This is a genomic window from Mesorhizobium sp. ISC11, from assembly GCF_037162595.1.
Taxonomy (GTDB): domain Bacteria; phylum Pseudomonadota; class Alphaproteobacteria; order Rhizobiales; family Rhizobiaceae; genus Mesorhizobium; species Mesorhizobium ciceri.
The window spans coordinates 4,448,792-4,464,951 of record NZ_JAVSPW010000001.1 but is presented as its reverse complement, the minus strand read 5'-3'; the positions used below and the strand labels follow the sequence as shown (position 1 = coordinate 4,464,951).

Genomic DNA, 16,160 nt, shown 5'->3' with positions numbered 1-16,160 from the left:
ATGGGCTGCGACCCACCCAAAGGCTCAGGTAGCGGGCTGTTGCCGGGCAAGGATACGACGATGAATTGGCTGAAGATCGCGACCGTGGCGGCCATTGCGGGATGGCCGGGCATTGCGCTCGCAAAGGGCGCCGTCAGTTGCGGCGGCGCCGCCATGCTGGGTGGCGCGCAATTGAACTGCAGCCACGTCGAACCCCAGGCGCCGCCTCAGTTTTGCACCTATAGCTGGGCTCTCCACATGCCGGCCGGCGACCAGAAAATCGTTGAAGGCAGCTTCATGCTGCCGCCCGGCGCCACGAATGTCACCGTCTATCAGGGCAGCGGTTTCGACAGTGCGCTGTCCGATCCGATCGTGATTTGCCGCGGCAGCAAATGAGCAAGGCCGTCAAGGAAAGCTCGCTCGTCGCCCGATTGGTGCTATAGGGCGGATCACGCTATTTTGAACGGGCGCATTCGAGTTTCGGATGCACCTGGCGGCCATTTCTCTGACGGATTTCGACATGGACGGACCCAACCCAGACATCAAGCACCCGATCCCGATGCATACCCGCGTCGGCTTCCTCAAGGGACTGGTGAACGCGCCGAACATCGAGATCGGCGACTTCACCTATTATGACGACCCCGACGGGCCGGACAAATTCGCCGAGAAATGCGTCCTGCATCACTATCCGTTCATAGGCGACAAGCTGATCATCGGCAGGTTCTGCGCCATCGCCGAGGGCGCGCGCTTCATCATGAACGGCGCCAACCACGCCATGTCCGGCTTTTCGACCTATCCGTTCAATATTTTCGGCCATGGCTGGGAAAAGGGTTTTGACCCGGCGACCTGGTCGAAGGAGGTGCGCGGCGACACCATCGTCGGCAACGACGTCTGGATCGGGATGGAGGCGGTGATCCTGCCCGGGGTGGAAATCGGCCACGGCGCCATCGTCGCTGCGAAATCGGTGGTGACGCACGACGTGCCGCCCTATGCGATCGTCGCCGGCAACGCGGCCAAGGTGGTAAAGATGCGTTTCGACGACCGGACAATCAGGCGGCTGCTGGCGGTGGCGTGGTGGGACTGGCCGGTAGACAAGGTCAGCCGCAACCTCGATGCTATCCGGGGTGCCAATATTTCTCTTCTGGAGGCAGCAGCTTGAACGCTCTGAACAGCAGCATAATCGGCACCGAACTGTTTACGCGAGGGTGGATCTTCATCCGCGGCGTGCCGGCGATGAAGTTCCTGCCACCGGAAGGGCCGCCGGAAATCGCCTTTGCCGGCCGCTCGAATGTCGGCAAGTCGTCGCTGATCAATGCGCTGGTCAACCAGAAGGGGCTGGCGCGCACTTCCAACACGCCGGGGCGCACGCAGGAGCTCAACTATTTCGTGCCGGATGGATTTTCGGGCGAGGGCGCCGACCTGCCGCCCTTGGCGCTGGTCGACATGCCCGGCTACGGCTACGCCACCGCGCCGAAGGAGAAGGTCGACGAGTGGACCAAGCTGGTCTTCGATTACCTCAAGGGCCGGGTCACGCTGAAACGCGTCTATGTGCTGATCGACGCCCGTCATGGCATCAAGGCCAAGGACGACGAAGTGCTGTCGCTGCTTGACAAGGCGGCGGTGTCCTACCAGATCGTGCTGACCAAGACCGACAAGATCAAGACTGCCGGCGTGCCGAGGCTGATCGAGGAGACGCTGGCAAAGATCAAGAAGCGGCCGGCGGCGTTCCCGTTCGTGCTGGCCACCTCTTCTGAAAAGGCCGAGGGCCTTCAGGAATTGCAGGCAGCCATCGTGCTTGCCGCCAATGGCGGCTAAAGCATCCGCACCTTAGAGCAATTCTAGGAAAAGTGTGAAGCGGTTTTCCGTCCAGAATTGCGTCTAAACAAAGAGTTAGAGCATGGTCTGGCTAGGGCTTGGCCTCGATAGCAATCGTCTGATGGCCTTCTTCCGCCACAAGCCTTTCGGTGCCGTAGGCCTTCAGGAACATGCTGACGCCTGACCTGACGATGTGGTCGATCTCGTCCTGGGTCGGGGCCTTGGTGCGGTAGGCGAAGATGCACTGGCGGAACAGACCGGCCAGGCACAGTTCGGTGAACTGATAGGCGGCAAGATCGACATCGTCGATGCGCAGCAGGTCGCGCTCGATGGCGGCATTGAGAAAGGCCGCGACCTTGTCGTGGCCACGCTTGGGACCGCGCTCGTAAAAACGCGCGCCCATGTCGGGGATCCGGTCTGATGCCCCGATCACCGTGCGCTGCGCTTGGACGACCTTGGCCGACGTGATCTTGAGAGCCAGCACCTTGCCGAACTTCACCAGCGTCTCGCGCAGGTTGTCGGCATTGTCCAGCACGTCATACATGTTCTTGAAGATGGTGCCGCGCTCTTCCTCGATCAGCGCCTCGAACAGCTCTTCCTTGTTGGCGAAGTAGACGTAGATCGTACCCTTGGAGACGCCGGCCTCGCGGGTGATGTCGTTCATCGAGGCGGCTTCGAAGCCCTTGTCGATGAAGACACGACGGGCGCCGTCGATGATCTGGCTGCGCTTGGCCGGATCCTGCCCCGCGGCCGGGCGGCCACGGCGCAAGCTTTCCAACAGGTCGTCACACGACTCGTTTTCGACATTGGGCGGGGTCTCGGCCATGAAAGTCACACCTCGAAAATAATTCGAACCAAGCGGTTCGATTGCCCTTGATATGGTCCTCTTTACGCGCTATGTCAACGGCCGGATCGAACCGAACGGTTCAGTATTATATTATAACTTTAGAGAGATGTCATGTCCTCGAACGCGCCGACCACTGCCGAAGTCCGTCCCTTCCCCAACGCCAAGGTTGCGCCGGCGACGGAAGCACCGGAAGTACCTGTCCAGCCCGTCTCGTCGCCGCCGGCAGAGGCTCCGGCCAGGAAGAAGCGTTCGGTGCGTTCCTTCCTGCTGCCGGTCATCGGTGTTGCCTTGCTGGGCGCCGGCGCCTGGTATGGGTACGACTACTGGACAACGGGCCGCTTCATGATCTCGACTGACGATGCCTATGTCCAGGCGGACATGGCGTTCATCTCGCCCAAGATTTCCGGCTATGTCGATCAGGTCAAGGTCAGCGAGAACCAGCTGGTCAAGGCCGGCGATCCGCTGCTCGTCGTCGATGACGGCGATTACAAGATTGCCGTCGCCCAGGCCGAGGCGCAGATCGCCACCTTGAGCAAGACGCTCGACCGTATCGACGCCCAGACCGACGCGGCCCGCGCCTCGCTGCAGCAGGCCCAGGCGCAGAAGGTCGCCGACCAGGCAGCGGCCGACAATGCAGCCAAGGTCGCGGCGCGCGCCTCCCAGCTGCTCAAGACCCATGTCGGCACGCAGGCGCAGCTGGACGACGCCCAGACCGCGGTCCAGCAGGCCGATGCCGCCCTTGTCGGCGCCGACGCACAGATCGCCGCCGCGCAAGCCAATATCGGCGTGCTGCAGGCGCAGCGCGCGGAATCGGCGAGCACGCTGGCGTCCCTGCAGCTCAGCCATGACAAGGCGCTGCGCGATCTTTCCTTCACCGTGCTCAAGGCGCCATATGACGGCATCGTCGGCAACCGCTCGGTCGAGCAGGGCGACCTTGTCAGCCCCGGCCAGAAGCTCGCCGTCATCGTGCCGATGGACAAGCTCTACATTGTCGCCAACTTCAAGGAGACACAACTTGCCCGGCTGGTTCCCGGCGAGAAGGTCAGGATCTCGGTCGATGCGACCGACGGCCAGGACTTCGAGGGAACCGTTTCGTCGCTGGCGCCGGCTTCGGGTGCCGTGTTCTCGCTGCTGCCGCCCGAAAATGCCACCGGCAACTTCACCAAGGTCGTGCAGCGCGTTCCGGTCCGCATCGATGTGCCGGCCGATGCGCTGAAGAGCGGTAAGCTGCGCGCCGGCCTGAGCGTCGTCGTCGCCGTCGACAGCCGCACCGCCCCATCCGGGTCGGCGTCAGTGGCAGCGTCGAATTGAGCGGCGGCCGGGGAGCAATGCCATGGCAACCGCAACCCTGACAGCAGGAGCGCCGCCGGCGAGGCCGGCTGTGCCTGACACCATTTCGACGCGGCGCGTTATCGCCTTCCTGGCGATGGTGTTCGGCATGTTCATGGCCATCCTCGACATCCAGATCGTCTCCGCCTCGCTGTCGGAGATCCAGGCCGGCCTGAGCGCCAGCTCCGACGAAATTCCGTGGGTGCAGACCGCCTACCTGATCGCCGAAGTGGTGATGATCCCGCTGTCCGGCTTTCTCAGCCGGATGCTGTCGACGCGCGTGCTGTTCACCATCTCGGCGGCGGGCTTCACCGCGGCCAGTGCGCTGGCGGCGACCGCCACCAACATCGACCAGATGATCGTCTACCGCGCCGTCCAGGGCTTCATCGGCGGCGGCATGATACCGAGCGTCTTTGCCGCTGCCTTCACCATCTTCCCGCCCTCGCGCCGCGCCGTCGTCTCGCCGATGATCGGCCTCGTGGCGACGCTGGCGCCGACCATCGGCCCGACCGTCGGTGGCTATATCAGCCATGCCATGTCCTGGCATTGGCTGTTCCTGGTCAACGTCGTGCCCGGCATCCTGGTGACAACGGCGGCCTGGACGCTGATCGACTTCGACAAGCCTAACCTCAAGCTGTTCAGCAAGTTCGATTGGTGGGGCCTCGCCGGCATGGCAGCCTTCCTGGGCTGCATGGAATATGTGCTCGAGGAAGGCCCCAACAATGACTGGCTGCAGGACCAGGGCGTCTTCATCTGCGCCGTCGTCATGAGCATCGGCGCGGTGCTGTTCTTCTGGCGCGTGTTCACCGCCGAGGAGCCGATCGTCGACCTGAAGGCCTTCGCCAACATCAATTTCGCCTTCGGCTCGCTGTTCTCCTTCGTCATCGGCATCGGCCTCTACGGCCTGACCTATCTCTACCCGGTGTTCCTCGGGCGCATCCGCGGCTACGATTCGATGATGATCGGCGAGGCTCTGTTCGTCAGCGGCCTGGCGATGTTCTTCACCGCGCCGATCTCGGGCATCCTGTCGAACAAGATGGACCCGCGGCTGATGATGATGGTCGGCTTCTTCGGTTTCGCCACCGGCACCTGGTGGATGACGCATCTGACCGCCGACTGGGATTTCTACGAGCTGCTCATCCCGCAGATCCTGCGCGGCTGTTCGATGATGCTGTGCATGGTTCCGATCAACAACATCGCGCTCGGCACCTTGCCGCCCGAGCGGCTGAAGAATGCGTCCGGCCTGTTCAATCTCACCCGCAACCTTGGTGGTGCCGTCGGCCTTGCGCTGATCAACACCGTGCTGATCGACCGCAACGCCTTCCACTACGCAAGGCTCTCCGAGCATGTGCAATGGGGCAGTGAAGCCGCGCAGGCCAAGCTGCAGAACATGACCCGCAATTTCGAGCAGACCCCCGGCCTCGACGCGACAAGCGCTGCGATCTCCAAGTTGTCTGGCATGGTCCAGCAGCAGGCGGCGTTGCTGTCCTTCATGGACGTGTTCTTCATGCTGACGGTGTTGTTTGCGACGCTTGGCCTGTTCACTATGCTGATCCGCAAGCCGGCCGCACCGGGCGGCGGTGGTGGGGGGCACTGATACGGAGCAATTCCAGGAAAAGCGCGCAGCGCTTTCCCTTGGAGATTGCGACAAGACAAGGATACGTGGGCAGCGGTTTCGGGAAGCTCCTCCAGTCCACGCCCGAAAAGCTCTGACCGCGTAAAAAACTCCGGGCCGCAAGCCCGGAGTTTTTTGCATTCGGGTCTATGGACTCAGGCCGTGGCCGGTTTGAAGGTCAGCGCGACGCCGTTGATGCAGTGGCGCAGGCCGGTCGGCGCCGGACCGTCGTCGAAGACATGGCCGAGATGGCCGCCGCAGCGGCGGCAATGTGCCTCGGTACGCGTCATGCCGAGCGACCTGTCCACGGTCGTGCCGATCGCCTTGGGGATCTCTTGCCAGAAGCTCGGCCATCCGGTGCCGGAATCGAATTTCGTCTCCGACGAATAGACCGGCAGGTCGCAGCCGGCACAGGCGAAAATGCCCTTGCGGTGTTCGTTGAGCAGCGGGCTGGTGCCGGGGTACTCCGTGCCTTCCTTGCGCAGCACGTCGAAGGCGGCCGGCGACAGGATGGCTTTCCACTCGGCGTCGGTCTTGACGACCTCGAAGCTCTCGGCCGCTTGTGCTGCCTGCGGATCGCCCATGCGCAGCATCGTTGCCGCGGCCCCGATCACGCCGATGGCGGCGGCACCGCTCAAAAGAAAGTCGCGACGGTTCATGACCAGTTCCTCCTGATGTCCTTTTGCCAAACTACACCGCCGCGCGGAAATCAAAAGCCGGTGACGGTAGCCCCTCGAACGAACACTCCGCGCCCTCCCACATCCGAATGCAGGCGGGCGCGAAGTGCACGGGCCAATTGCGGATCACGGGAGCGGGATCGTGCAATCGACGAAGGGTCCTTGCCGTCAGTTCGCCGGCAGCAAGCCCCTTGTTACATCTTGGGCAAAAGAACCTTGTCGATGACGTGGATGACGCCATTGGACTGTTCGACATCGGCGATCGTCACATTGGCGACATTGCCGTTCTCGTCGGTGACCGTGACCTTGCCGCCGTCGGCCTTGAGCGACAGTTCGCAGCCGCCGACCGTCTTGACCTTGTGGGTGCCGCCGTCAGCCTTGGCCATCGCGGCGACATCTGCTCCCATCGCCTTGGCGCCGATGACATGGCAGGTCAGGATCTTGGTGAGCTTGTCCTTGTTTTCTGGCTTGAGCAGCGTCTCGACCGTACCGGCCGGAAGGGCTGCGAAGGCTTCGTTGGTCGGCGCGAACACGGTGAACGGACCGGCGCCCTGCAGCGTCTCGACAAGGCCGGCGGCCTTCACGGCGGCGACCAGCGTGGTGTGATCCTTCGAGTTCACGGCGTTCTCGACGATGTTCTTGTTGGCATACATGGGGGCGCCGCCAACCATCGGGTTTTCGGCGTAGGCGGCGGTGGCAAGGGCCGAAACGGCGATCGTACCGGCGAGCAAAAGGGTGGCGTATCTACGCATGATGTCGAACTCCTCGGGTTTTTCTCTTCCCATTTTTGGGGACGCGAGGAGATACGGAACAAACTCGCCCGAGTTTCAGAAATATTGTGATTTTTGATTTTATCCATGGCGCAGAGGGATTTCCCGAGCCGTCGGCCGCCTGCCGACATGCTGTCTATGGGCATGTTCAGCGAAGGATAGACTTATGATAGTCTGTTGTGATTTTTCAGGTGAAGAGCCGGTCAGATGCTCTTCAGGTCGCCAGCGGCAACCACCGGTCCGGTCGGCTGTCCGGTCGGCGAACCGCCCGACGGCTCGAGGCTGACGGCAAGCACCGCGCCCTGGGCAAGCTTCTGCTGGGCCGCCGGCGAGACGACGATATGTGCCGTAGCACCGGTCGGAATGACGCCCATCGAGACCGGCGGGTTCTTGCCCTCGATCATCCACAGCTCGAAGTCCTTGCCGGAAGCACGCTCACCGGAGACATGCGACAGGCCGACTTCGTGATGCGCGGCGTCGTAGACGGCAAGATATCTGACGTCGCTGCCTTCGGCGGCCAGCGAAGCGACGAGGCGCGCCTGCGGCTGCTCGACCGGCGGGTTGAAGACGGGCACGGCGATGTAAATCGCCAGTGCCGCAACCGCGGCTGCGGCAAGGGCGCGCCAGAAGGCCAGGCTGGACCAAAGGCCGCCGCGCACTTCGGCGGGCCTGCTCACCGCGGCAGCGGTAGCGAACAGGCGGCGGTCGACCGCGGTCTTCACCGAAACCGGCGGCTCGACTTCCCGAAAGGCGGCGGCAAGCGGTGAGAGCCTGACCTCCCAGTCCTCGACAAGACGGGCGAAAACCGTATCCGCATCGATGCGGCGAGAGACGATCTGGCGTTCGTCGGCATCGAGCACGCCGAGAACGTACTCGGCGGCGAGCAGGTCGTCGCCTCCACGTTCCGGTCCTGTGTCTTCTGCCAGCGTCATCTTTCCAGGCATTCTCTGAGTTTCAACAGGCTGCGGCGCAGCCATGTACGCATCGTGTTCAGCGGCACGCCATGGCGCTCCGCCAGTTCGGCATAGCTCTCGCCCTTGAGATAGGCGCCCCGGACGGCTGCTGCCCGGTCCTTCTCCAGCTCATCGAGACAATGGTGGATACGTTCGGATTCGTCGCCCGCCACCGCCATCGCTTCAGGCCCCGGCGCCGGATCGGCCACGTCGAGCGCGGCATCGATGTCGGCGGCGGGGTTGCGCCGCGCTCTGATGCGATCGATCGCATGATTGCGCGCGATTGCCACCAGCCAGGAGATCGGGCTTAGATCGGAAACAGCAAAACGGTCGGCCTTCGTCCATATCTTGACGAAGACTTCCTGCAGCGCTTCTTCCGCGTCTCCCCGGTCGTTCAATACACGAAGACAGACGCCAAAAAGTTTCGCGCTGGTCTGCCGGTAAAGCAGATCGAACGCGGCCCGATCCTTCATCGAAGTCCGAACGATCAGCTTGGTGATGTCCTGCGGCGTCATTGCAGGCAAATTAGGCGATTGCCATGTATTTGCAACGACGGAAATAACCTTGTGCACGCCTAAGCTTTTGTGTGTCGCCGGCCCGGATCCGTCGGTCGATTGCCAATGGAATTGCCACTGGCTAGCTTGCCTTCATTGATGGGGGAGCGCGCATGTCGGTCGAACGGATCCTTTGGGAAGAAGATGCCACCGGCCTCGCCAATCTGGTCCGCAAGGGCGAGGTTTCGGCCGTCGAACTGACCGACGCCGCGATTGCCCGCGCCGAGGCCACCCGTCCCGACATCAATGCCACGGCCGAACCGCTCTACGATGCCGCCCGCGCCCGCGCCAAGACCGTCGACCCCTCGCTGCCGCTGGCTGGTGTTCCCTTCGCCATCAAGGATCTCGGCATCGCCATCAAGGGCGTGCCGACGCATGGCGGCAGCCGCATTCCGGCATGGCTGGCCGATGTCAATTCGGCGCTGACCGACCGCTATCTCGCTGCCGGACTTATCCCGATCGTCACCTCGACATCGCCGGAGCACGGGCTTCGATTGATGACCGAATCCAGGGCCTTTGGCATCACCCGCAATCCGTGGAACACCGGCCATACCAGCGGCGGCTCTTCGGGCGGTTCGGCAGCACTGGTCGCAGCCGGCGTCGTGCCGGTGGCGCATGCCTCCGATGGCGGCGGCTCGATCCGTGTGCCTGCCGCCTGCACCGGACTTGTCGGCCTGAAGACGTCGCGCGGCCGTATACCGCTGACGCCCCTGGTGAGCGAAAGCTGGTACGGCATGGTCGTCGACCATGCGCTCACCCGTTCGGTGCGCGATTGCGCGCTGCTGCTCGACCTGACCCACGGGCCCGATCCTCTGTCGCCCTATGCCGCGCCGCGGCCGAAAGGCACGTTCGCGGCTGCCGCCGCACGCGATCCCGGCAAGCTCAGTCTGGCCGTGTACCGCAAATCGCCGCTTCGCCTGCCGATCTCGGACGAGACGCTCAAGGCGCTCGACACGGCGGTGGCGCTTGCCCGCGAGGGCGGCCACACGGTCGAGGAGATCGACTTGCCCTTTATCGGCCGCGATTTCTTCGCCGATTTCTGCAGGACGGTTGCCTCCGCCGTCGCTGGCACGATGCGGGCCGAAGCGCTGCGCGTCGGCCGTTCCGTTGCTGGCGACATCGAGCGGGCCACGCGCGTGCTCGCCCGCTTCGGCGAACTGGTGTCGGCCGGCGAGACCTATGCCGACCTGCAGCGGCTGCATGCCGCCTCACGGCGGCTGATCGCAGAGACCGCGCAGTATGACGCCGTGCTGATGCCGATCATTGCCCACCCGCCGCTTGCCTGCGGCGCAATGGATCCGAAAGGCGCCGACGACCTCATCGAGAACCTGCTCGACAAGCTTCACCTGACGCCCTTGCTGAAGCTGAAGCCGTTCTTCGGCCAGTTGATGGACAAGAGCCTCTGGTTCACCCATTGGCCGGCGATCCAGAATGTCAGCGGCCAGCCATCGATCGCCCTGCCGGTCCATGTCACCGACGCCGGCCTGCCGATCGGCGTCCAGGCTGCCGGCCGTCCGGGCGACGAGGAGACGCTTTTGTCGCTCGCCGCGCAGATGGAGAAGATCTCGGGTTGGCTGGGTCGCAGGGCGCCGCTGATGGTGCCGACACGATGACGAGGTCGTGAAGCGCTCGAATATGACAGCAAAGCCATTTGCGGGCGGCGCCAATTCCCGCTAAGACGCCGCCGTCCTTACCGATCTCCAGGGAAAAAAGCCGATGACGGAAATAACCGCCACCGCCGAAATGCAGGCAGCCCTGTTGTCGCGGGCGCTGCCCTACATGCAGCGCTACGAGCACAAGACGGTCGTGGTGAAATATGGCGGCCATGCCATGGGCGACATCGAGCTCGGCAAGGCCTTCGCGCGCGACATCGCGCTGCTCAAGCAATCCGGCGTCAACCCGATCGTCGTCCACGGCGGCGGCCCGCAGATCGGCGCCATGCTGGCCAAGATGGGCATCGAATCCAAGTTCGAAGGCGGCCTGCGCGTCACCGACCAGAAGACGGTCGAGATCGTCGAAATGGTGCTGGCCGGTTCGATCAACAAGGAGATCGTCGCGCTGATCAACGCCGAGGGCGAATGGGCGATCGGCCTGTGCGGCAAGGACGGCAACATGGTGTTCGCCGAAAAGGCCCGCAAGACCATGATCGATCCGGACTCCAACATCGAGCGCGTGCTCGATCTCGGCTTCGTCGGCGAGCCGGTCGAGGTCGACCGTACCTTGCTCGATCTTCTGGCACGCTCCGAAATGATCCCGGTGCTGGCGCCGGTGGCGCCGGGACGCGATGGCCACACCTACAACATCAACGCCGACACCTTCGCCGGCGCCATTGCCGGCGCCTGCCAGGCGACGCGCCTGCTATTCCTCACCGACGTGCCGGGTGTGCTCGACAAGAACAAGAAGCTGATCGACGAACTGACCGTGGCCGAGGCCAAGGCGCTGATCAAGGACGGCACGGTCTCGGGCGGCATGATCCCCAAGGTCGAGACCTGCATCGAAGCGATCGAGCGCGGCGTCGAAGGCGTTGTCATCCTCAACGGCAAGACCCCGCATGCGGTGCTGCTGGAACTGTTCACCGAACATGGCGCCGGCACGCTGATCGTGCCCTGAGGGGCTCGTCAGCCGGCTAACTTTCTCGCCTCGGCATCTTCAATATTGTCGATGGTGGGAATGGCGGGCTTTCTGGCCGGGCGTCGAACGGACATCGATTCCTCCTCGGCATCCTGCGGCGCGCCCCAGAATTCGGCCAGCGTCGGGCCGTCTTTCACCCTGATGTCGCGGACCAGAAAGCCCCAGACCTCGCGGAACCACACGCGGCGGCCCATCTGTGTGTACCAGCGCATCGAATGGCGCTGCTCGGGATCCTTGTGGAACAGGATGCGGGCCAGCGCCTTCGGCCGTGATTGCACCGCCAGCTCGATCAGCTTGACGCTGAAGAACAGCATCCACGGCTTCAGCCGCGTCATCTGCAGCACCTGGTGCTTGTAGTCCCACAGGCGCGCATCCTGCTGGATCACCTTGCGATCCCGCGCGATGCGGAAGAACGGCGTCCAGCGATGCGGCGTCACATAAAGCGCCTGGATCTGGTCGGGGTCGTAGGCGATGAGTTGGCGAAAGCCGCGCCACAGGTCGCGAAACCCTTCGTCCTCGAAGCCGGACACCCAGGTCGCCATAGACAGGATGCCGCTGAGACGCAGCAGCCTTATCGCCTCGCGATCGGATGAGGTGCTGCCGCCCTTGCGGATTAATTGAAGCGTCTGCTCGTCGGTGTTTTCCATGCCGAGCAGCCAGCGGATGACACCGGCCTTGCGGTAGAGATGCAGGATGTCGGCATCGCGCACGATGTCGTCGGCACGGGTCGAACCGACGATCAGCACCGGCACGTTCTCGGCGATCAGGGCATCGAGGAAGGCCCGCCAGGCTTTCTTCGAGACCGTCGGATTCTCGTCGGCAAGATTGATGAGCTCGACGCCATGTTGGCGATGCAGCCATGCGATCTCCCTGGCGAATTTCACCGGATCGCGATGCCGCCAGCGGGTCCAGAAGCCGCGCTGGCCGCAATAGTTGCACAGATGCGGACAGCCGCGCGAAAACTGCATGACCACGGCCCGCTTGCCGCCCCAGTAGCTGTAACTGGGATGGTCGATCAGTTCCCAGCCGACGCGGTAGGCGTCGAGGTCGGCAATGGTCATGGCCGCCTGTGTGGCGAAGGGGCGGCTGAGATCGTCGCGATAGGCGATGCCGGCCACGCCCGCCGGCGGCTGGCGCATCTCCAGCCCTTCGATCAGCGCCACCACCGTCGCTTCGCCCTCGCCGCGCACGATGAAGTCGAAGGCATCGGTAGCGGCCAGGATGTCGCGCCAATGATAGGTCGGGAAAACGCCGCCATAGATGATGATGGTCGCCGGCTCGCGCTCCTTGATCATGCGCGCGATCACCAAGGCGGTCGGGTGCGCCGAGGTCGAGCCGGAATGGCCGATCAGGACGAAGTCGGGGTGGTCCTCCAGTGCGCTGCGCACGACGTCATCGAGCGGCATCGGCCCGAACTCGGCGTCGACGAGGCGCACCTGATGGCCGGCATCGATCAGCGGCCCGCCGATCGCCAGCAGGCCGAGCGGCGGCAGGTGATCGTCGGGCACGCGGCTGCCGATGGCGGTGTGCGGCGGATTGATCAGGACGATTTTCATGGCGGACCTCCTGGGCAGTTGGTCCGCACAAGCTGGCCGGCGATGTGGACACGTGCTTGGCCCGTTTCAGCAGTTTGCGTGCAGCTTTTCCTCAAGGAGTGCGAAGGGCAGGCATTGTCATCGCCTGAGATGCCCGAGCGGCACATGGCCCGGGCCCTTGATGTTCTGCAGCACCAACTGCGTGTGGACGTCGCGCACGCCGTCGAGCCGCATCAGCCGGTGCATGACGAAAGCGTTGAGCTCGTCGACCGACGGCACCATGACATGCAGCAGAAAGTCATGGTCGCCGGTCATCGTCCAGCACGAGGAAACCTCGTCCATGCGCTGCACGGCGGCGATGAAGCTTTCGGGCGAGCCGTCGCTGTGGCTGACGAGGCGCACCTGGATGAACACCTCGACCATCAGCCCGACAGCGCGGCGGCTGATCACGGCGGCAAATCCCTTGATGATGCCGGCCTCCTGCAGCGCCTCGAAGCGCCGCGCGCATGGTGTCGTCGACAGGCCGATCTCTTGCGCCAGCTCGGAAACCGGTTTGCGCCCGTCGCGCTGCAGGACATCGAGCATCTTGATCTCGAAATCATCGAATCGAGGCATTTTCACTCCTTCCTGGGAATTTCTGAGTGAATATTATCCCGATTTCCGAATTCGAGCCATCATCAAAACCGATTCGCCTCCGCAAATCCGCTTAACGTTCAGCACGTCAGCGATTTGCTTTGCGAGGAGAAAAACCATGACGACGATGAGCGTTGCCGAATACGCCCGCGACTGCGCGGCGCAAGGATTGCGCGGCGACTACTCGGTCTGCCGTGCCGATTTCACCGTGTCGCAGGGTTACGATTACAGCGATGAAGAGCAGGCGGTGTGGCGCACGCTGTGCGACCGCCAGACCAGACTGACGCGCAAGCTCGCCCACCATTCCTACCTCGACGGCGTCGAAAAACTCGGCCTGCTCGACCGTATTCCCGACTTCGACGAGGTTAGCGCCAAGCTGCGCAAACTGACCGGTTGGGAGATCGTCGCGGTGCCGGGGCTCATTCCCGCGGCTCCGTTTTTCGACCATCTCGCCGATCGCCGCTTCCCGGTCACCAACTGGCTGCGGACCAGGCAGGAGCTCGACTACATTGTCGAGCCCGACATGTTCCATGATTTCTTCGGCCATGTGCCGGCGCTGTCGCAACCGGTGTTCGCCGATTTCATGCAGATGTATGGCGAGAAGGCCGGCGACATCATCGCGCTGGGTGGCGACGAGATGATTTCCCGGCTCTACTGGTACACGGCCGAATATGGCCTGATGCGGGAGGCCGGCCAGCCGCTGAAGGCCTTTGGCGCCGGCCTTATGTCGTCGTTTACCGAGCTGCAGTTCGCCGTCGAAGGCAAGGACGCCCACCACGTGCCCTTCGACCTGGAAACGGTGATGCGCACCGGCTACGAGATCGACAAGTTCCAGCGCGCCTATTTCGTGCTGCCGTCCTTCGACGCCTTGCGCGATGCCTTCCAGACCGCCGATTTCGCGGCAATCGTCGCCCGGCGCAAGGACCAGCCGGCGCTCGATCCGGCGACGCTCTAGAGCATTCCAGGAAAAGTGTGAAACGGTTTTCCGTCCGGAATTGCGTCAAACAAAGAGTTAGAGCGGATCGCCGTTCCGTGAAACGGTGAACTGCCCTAGGCAGCATGCTGCCCTGCAGCCGTCAGGCGGTGACCACCTTGCTGAGATGGTCGCCCAGCCGGCAGGCCAGCGCGGTGATCGTCGTCGTCGGGTTGCATTGACCCGACGTGCAGAACACCGAGGAGCCGCCGACATAGAGATTGTCCATGCCGTGCACCTTGCAGTTGGCGTCGACCACGCTCTTGCTGATGTCGGTGCCCATGCGCGTGCCGCCCATATGGTGATGGCCCGCCGTCTCGTCGTTGGTCGGATAGTCCTGACCATTGCTGATCCAGTCGGCAATGCGCACGCGGCCGAGATTCTTCTCGATCAGCGTTGCGCCGAACAGTCTGAGCCCTTCGAGAAGGGTGCGATGTTCCAGTTCGGATTTCTTCCAGTGCAGTTCGATGCGCGGCACGCCGGCATGGTCGACATCGGTCTTCGACAACTCGATCTGGTTGGAGGCCAGCGGCGCCTGTTCCCAGGCGACGTAGAGCTGGGCCGCGCAGCGCAGTCGCTGACTGAGCTGGTAGGACATCCATTCCGCCATGCTGGGCGCCGTGCAGGCGAGGTCGGCGATAAGGCTCTTGACCCCGGGATACGGCGTCTCGATCAGCCGGATGCCGAAGTTCATGATCTGCAGCCGCTCCATGGCGGCAAACGTCGGCGAGAAGAAGGCCTCGTTGACGGCGTCGACCTCGAACGCGTTGTAGTCGGCCAGGATGGCGTTGCCGCCCTCGAAGGTCGGATGCTCCATCCAGTAGCGGCCAAGCGCAGTTGCATTCGGCACGACGCCGCCGTTCGAGCGCTGGTTGGACCACAGAAGCAGCCGCGAATTCTCCAGCCCACCGGTGCAGACGATGAAATAGTCAGCGCTGAACGAGCCGGCATCCTGTCCGTTCGACCACAGCCTGGCGCCAGTCACGCGTCTGCCGTCGCCGGCAAGTTCGGTGGCACAAGTGTTGAGCACCACCGCGATGTTCGTGGCCTTGTCGAGTTCATCGCCGAACTTCTCGGCGAAGCGCACGGCCGGGCTCTTGATCAGCTGCACCCAGCGAATGTCGTCCGAGATCGGCATATCGGGCCGGAGGGCCGGAAGGTCGAGAATATCGCGCACTTCCGGCAGATAGGGTTCGATGTCGGTGCGGGCGATCGGCCAGCCCGTATCGGGTACCCAGGCCTTCGGCTCGAAATCCTGCTTGTCGAGCACGCGGCACCAGCCTGCCCAGTGGTTGGAACTGCCCCCCATGAACCGCAGCCGGGTGATGTCGAGATCGAAATAGAAATCTCCGACCGTGCTGCCCCGGTAAAAGTCCTGCGAGTCGTCGCTGAATTCGCGCGGACCGGCCTCCATCACCACCACCGGAATGCCGGCCGCGCCAAGCTTGCGGGCAATGGTCATGCCGGCCGGACCGGAGCCGAGGATGCAGACCTTCGGGGTGAAGTTCGCAGCGCGATACGCCTCGTAGCTGTCGAAGATCATGCCAGGTCGCTCCGCTTCAGGATCCAGCCATCGACCTCGACGATCTCGTTCGGGTCGGGCTTTGGACCGGCGGCATCGGCATCAGGCAGCTTGCGGAACAAGGACAGGGCAGGCAATGCGATCAACGCCTGCACGAGCGCGCGGCGTGACATTTTCTTGATGATGAAACTCATGGCTGGTCTCTCGGCTGGGCTTCGGCACTGCATGGCGTTCCCAGAACGGCAATTCCCGGAACGACACATGCATCACCGTGGAAGCCAGTATCGTGCCAAGTCTGGCCGCAAAGCAGTGAAAACCCGGCTAAGC

At 63.3% G+C, this 16,160-nt stretch carries 17 protein-coding genes; 8 read left to right on the top strand and 9 right to left on the bottom strand.

Translation table 11 applies throughout. The annotated features are described in order from the left end of the window. Positions 1-60 precede the first annotated feature (60 nt). The 3 genes from RPF88_RS21695 (at position 61) to yihA (ending at position 1,794) form a co-directional block, all read left to right on the top strand. A complete protein-coding gene (locus RPF88_RS21695) occupies positions 61-375 on the top strand; it encodes a hypothetical protein (RefSeq protein WP_024502096.1) in 315 nt (104 codons plus the stop codon). Between the two features lie 124 nt (positions 376-499). Next, complete coding sequence (locus RPF88_RS21690; RefSeq protein WP_027161114.1) at positions 500-1,138, top strand: CatB-related O-acetyltransferase; 639 nt, start codon at positions 500-502, stop codon at positions 1,136-1,138. Then, positions 1,135-1,794, top strand: coding sequence for a ribosome biogenesis GTP-binding protein YihA/YsxC (yihA, locus tag RPF88_RS21685; protein WP_024502094.1), 660 nt, complete (start codon positions 1,135-1,137; stop codon positions 1,792-1,794). The genes RPF88_RS21690 and yihA overlap by 4 nt, the downstream gene beginning before the upstream one ends. Before the next feature lie 91 nt (positions 1,795-1,885). Here yihA and RPF88_RS21680 read toward each other — a convergent pair whose 3' ends face one another. Then, positions 1,886-2,620 carry a TetR/AcrR family transcriptional regulator gene (locus RPF88_RS21680; protein ID WP_013528496.1) on the bottom strand — a complete coding sequence of 245 codons (735 nt, stop codon included), beginning with the start codon at positions 2,618-2,620 and terminating at the stop codon, positions 1,886-1,888. Between the two features lie 132 nt (positions 2,621-2,752). Here RPF88_RS21680 and RPF88_RS21675 point away from each other — a divergent pair, with 132 nt between their 5' ends. After that, complete coding sequence (locus RPF88_RS21675; protein ID WP_013528495.1) at positions 2,753-3,952, top strand: HlyD family secretion protein; 1,200 nt, start codon at positions 2,753-2,755, stop codon at positions 3,950-3,952. Positions 3,953-3,974: 22 nt separating this feature from the next. Further along, the gene (locus RPF88_RS21670) at positions 3,975-5,567 is read left to right on the top strand and encodes a DHA2 family efflux MFS transporter permease subunit (RefSeq protein ID WP_337123172.1); all 1,593 of its coding nucleotides are present in this window, start codon (positions 3,975-3,977) and stop codon (positions 5,565-5,567) included. A 173-nt stretch (positions 5,568-5,740) separates the two neighbouring features. Here RPF88_RS21670 and msrB read toward each other — a convergent pair whose 3' ends face one another. From msrB to RPF88_RS21650, 4 genes are all read right to left on the bottom strand, one after another. After that, positions 5,741-6,244, bottom strand: a complete 504-nt coding sequence (msrB, locus tag RPF88_RS21665) for a peptide-methionine (R)-S-oxide reductase MsrB (RefSeq protein WP_013528493.1) — start codon at positions 6,242-6,244, stop codon at positions 5,741-5,743. Between the two features lie 212 nt (positions 6,245-6,456). After that, complete coding sequence (locus tag RPF88_RS21660) at positions 6,457-7,014, bottom strand: fasciclin domain-containing protein (RefSeq protein WP_337123171.1); 558 nt, start codon at positions 7,012-7,014, stop codon at positions 6,457-6,459. Positions 7,015-7,235: 221 nt separating this feature from the next. Further along, positions 7,236-7,964 carry an anti-sigma factor gene (locus RPF88_RS21655; protein WP_082826618.1) on the bottom strand — a complete coding sequence of 243 codons (729 nt, stop codon included), beginning with the start codon at positions 7,962-7,964 and terminating at the stop codon, positions 7,236-7,238. Further along, positions 7,961-8,500 carry a sigma-70 family RNA polymerase sigma factor gene (locus RPF88_RS21650; RefSeq protein ID WP_063169719.1) on the bottom strand — a complete coding sequence of 180 codons (540 nt, stop codon included), beginning with the start codon at positions 8,498-8,500 and terminating at the stop codon, positions 7,961-7,963. The genes RPF88_RS21655 and RPF88_RS21650 overlap by 4 nt, the downstream gene beginning before the upstream one ends. Before the next feature lie 152 nt (positions 8,501-8,652). Between RPF88_RS21650 and RPF88_RS21645 the strand changes: the two genes are divergently transcribed. Together RPF88_RS21645 and argB are read left to right on the top strand one after the other, a co-directional pair. Beyond that, entirely contained in the window at positions 8,653-10,152 is a 1,500-nt protein-coding gene (locus RPF88_RS21645) for an amidase (RefSeq protein WP_063169720.1), read from the top strand. A 103-nt stretch (positions 10,153-10,255) separates the two neighbouring features. Then, on the top strand, positions 10,256-11,149 hold the full coding sequence (gene argB / locus RPF88_RS21640; protein WP_013528489.1) for an acetylglutamate kinase: 894 nt from the start codon (positions 10,256-10,258) through the stop codon (positions 11,147-11,149). 8 nt (positions 11,150-11,157) lie between these two features. Here the strand turns inward: argB and bchE are convergent, their stop codons facing one another. Next, positions 11,158-12,726 (bottom strand): magnesium-protoporphyrin IX monomethyl ester anaerobic oxidative cyclase, encoded by a 1,569-nt coding sequence (gene bchE, locus RPF88_RS21635; protein WP_337123170.1) that lies wholly within the window; start codon positions 12,724-12,726, stop codon positions 11,158-11,160. Positions 12,727-12,843: 117 nt separating this feature from the next. Next, complete coding sequence (locus tag RPF88_RS21630; protein WP_024502088.1) at positions 12,844-13,320, bottom strand: Lrp/AsnC family transcriptional regulator; 477 nt, start codon at positions 13,318-13,320, stop codon at positions 12,844-12,846. Positions 13,321-13,456: 136 nt separating this feature from the next. On the opposite strand from RPF88_RS21630, the gene phhA reads away from it, so the two are divergent. Further along, the gene (gene phhA, locus RPF88_RS21625; protein ID WP_063169722.1) at positions 13,457-14,293 is read left to right on the top strand and encodes a phenylalanine 4-monooxygenase; all 837 of its coding nucleotides are present in this window, start codon (positions 13,457-13,459) and stop codon (positions 14,291-14,293) included. A 121-nt stretch (positions 14,294-14,414) separates the two neighbouring features. Here phhA and RPF88_RS21620 read toward each other — a convergent pair whose 3' ends face one another. Further along, complete coding sequence (locus tag RPF88_RS21620; protein ID WP_063169723.1) at positions 14,415-15,854, bottom strand: GMC oxidoreductase; 1,440 nt, start codon at positions 15,852-15,854, stop codon at positions 14,415-14,417. Then, positions 15,851-16,027: a hypothetical protein gene (locus RPF88_RS21615; RefSeq protein ID WP_082826619.1), complete on the bottom strand. Its 177-nt coding sequence runs from the start codon at positions 16,025-16,027 to the stop codon at positions 15,851-15,853. The genes RPF88_RS21620 and RPF88_RS21615 overlap by 4 nt, the downstream gene beginning before the upstream one ends. Between the last annotated feature and the right edge of the window lie 133 nt (positions 16,028-16,160).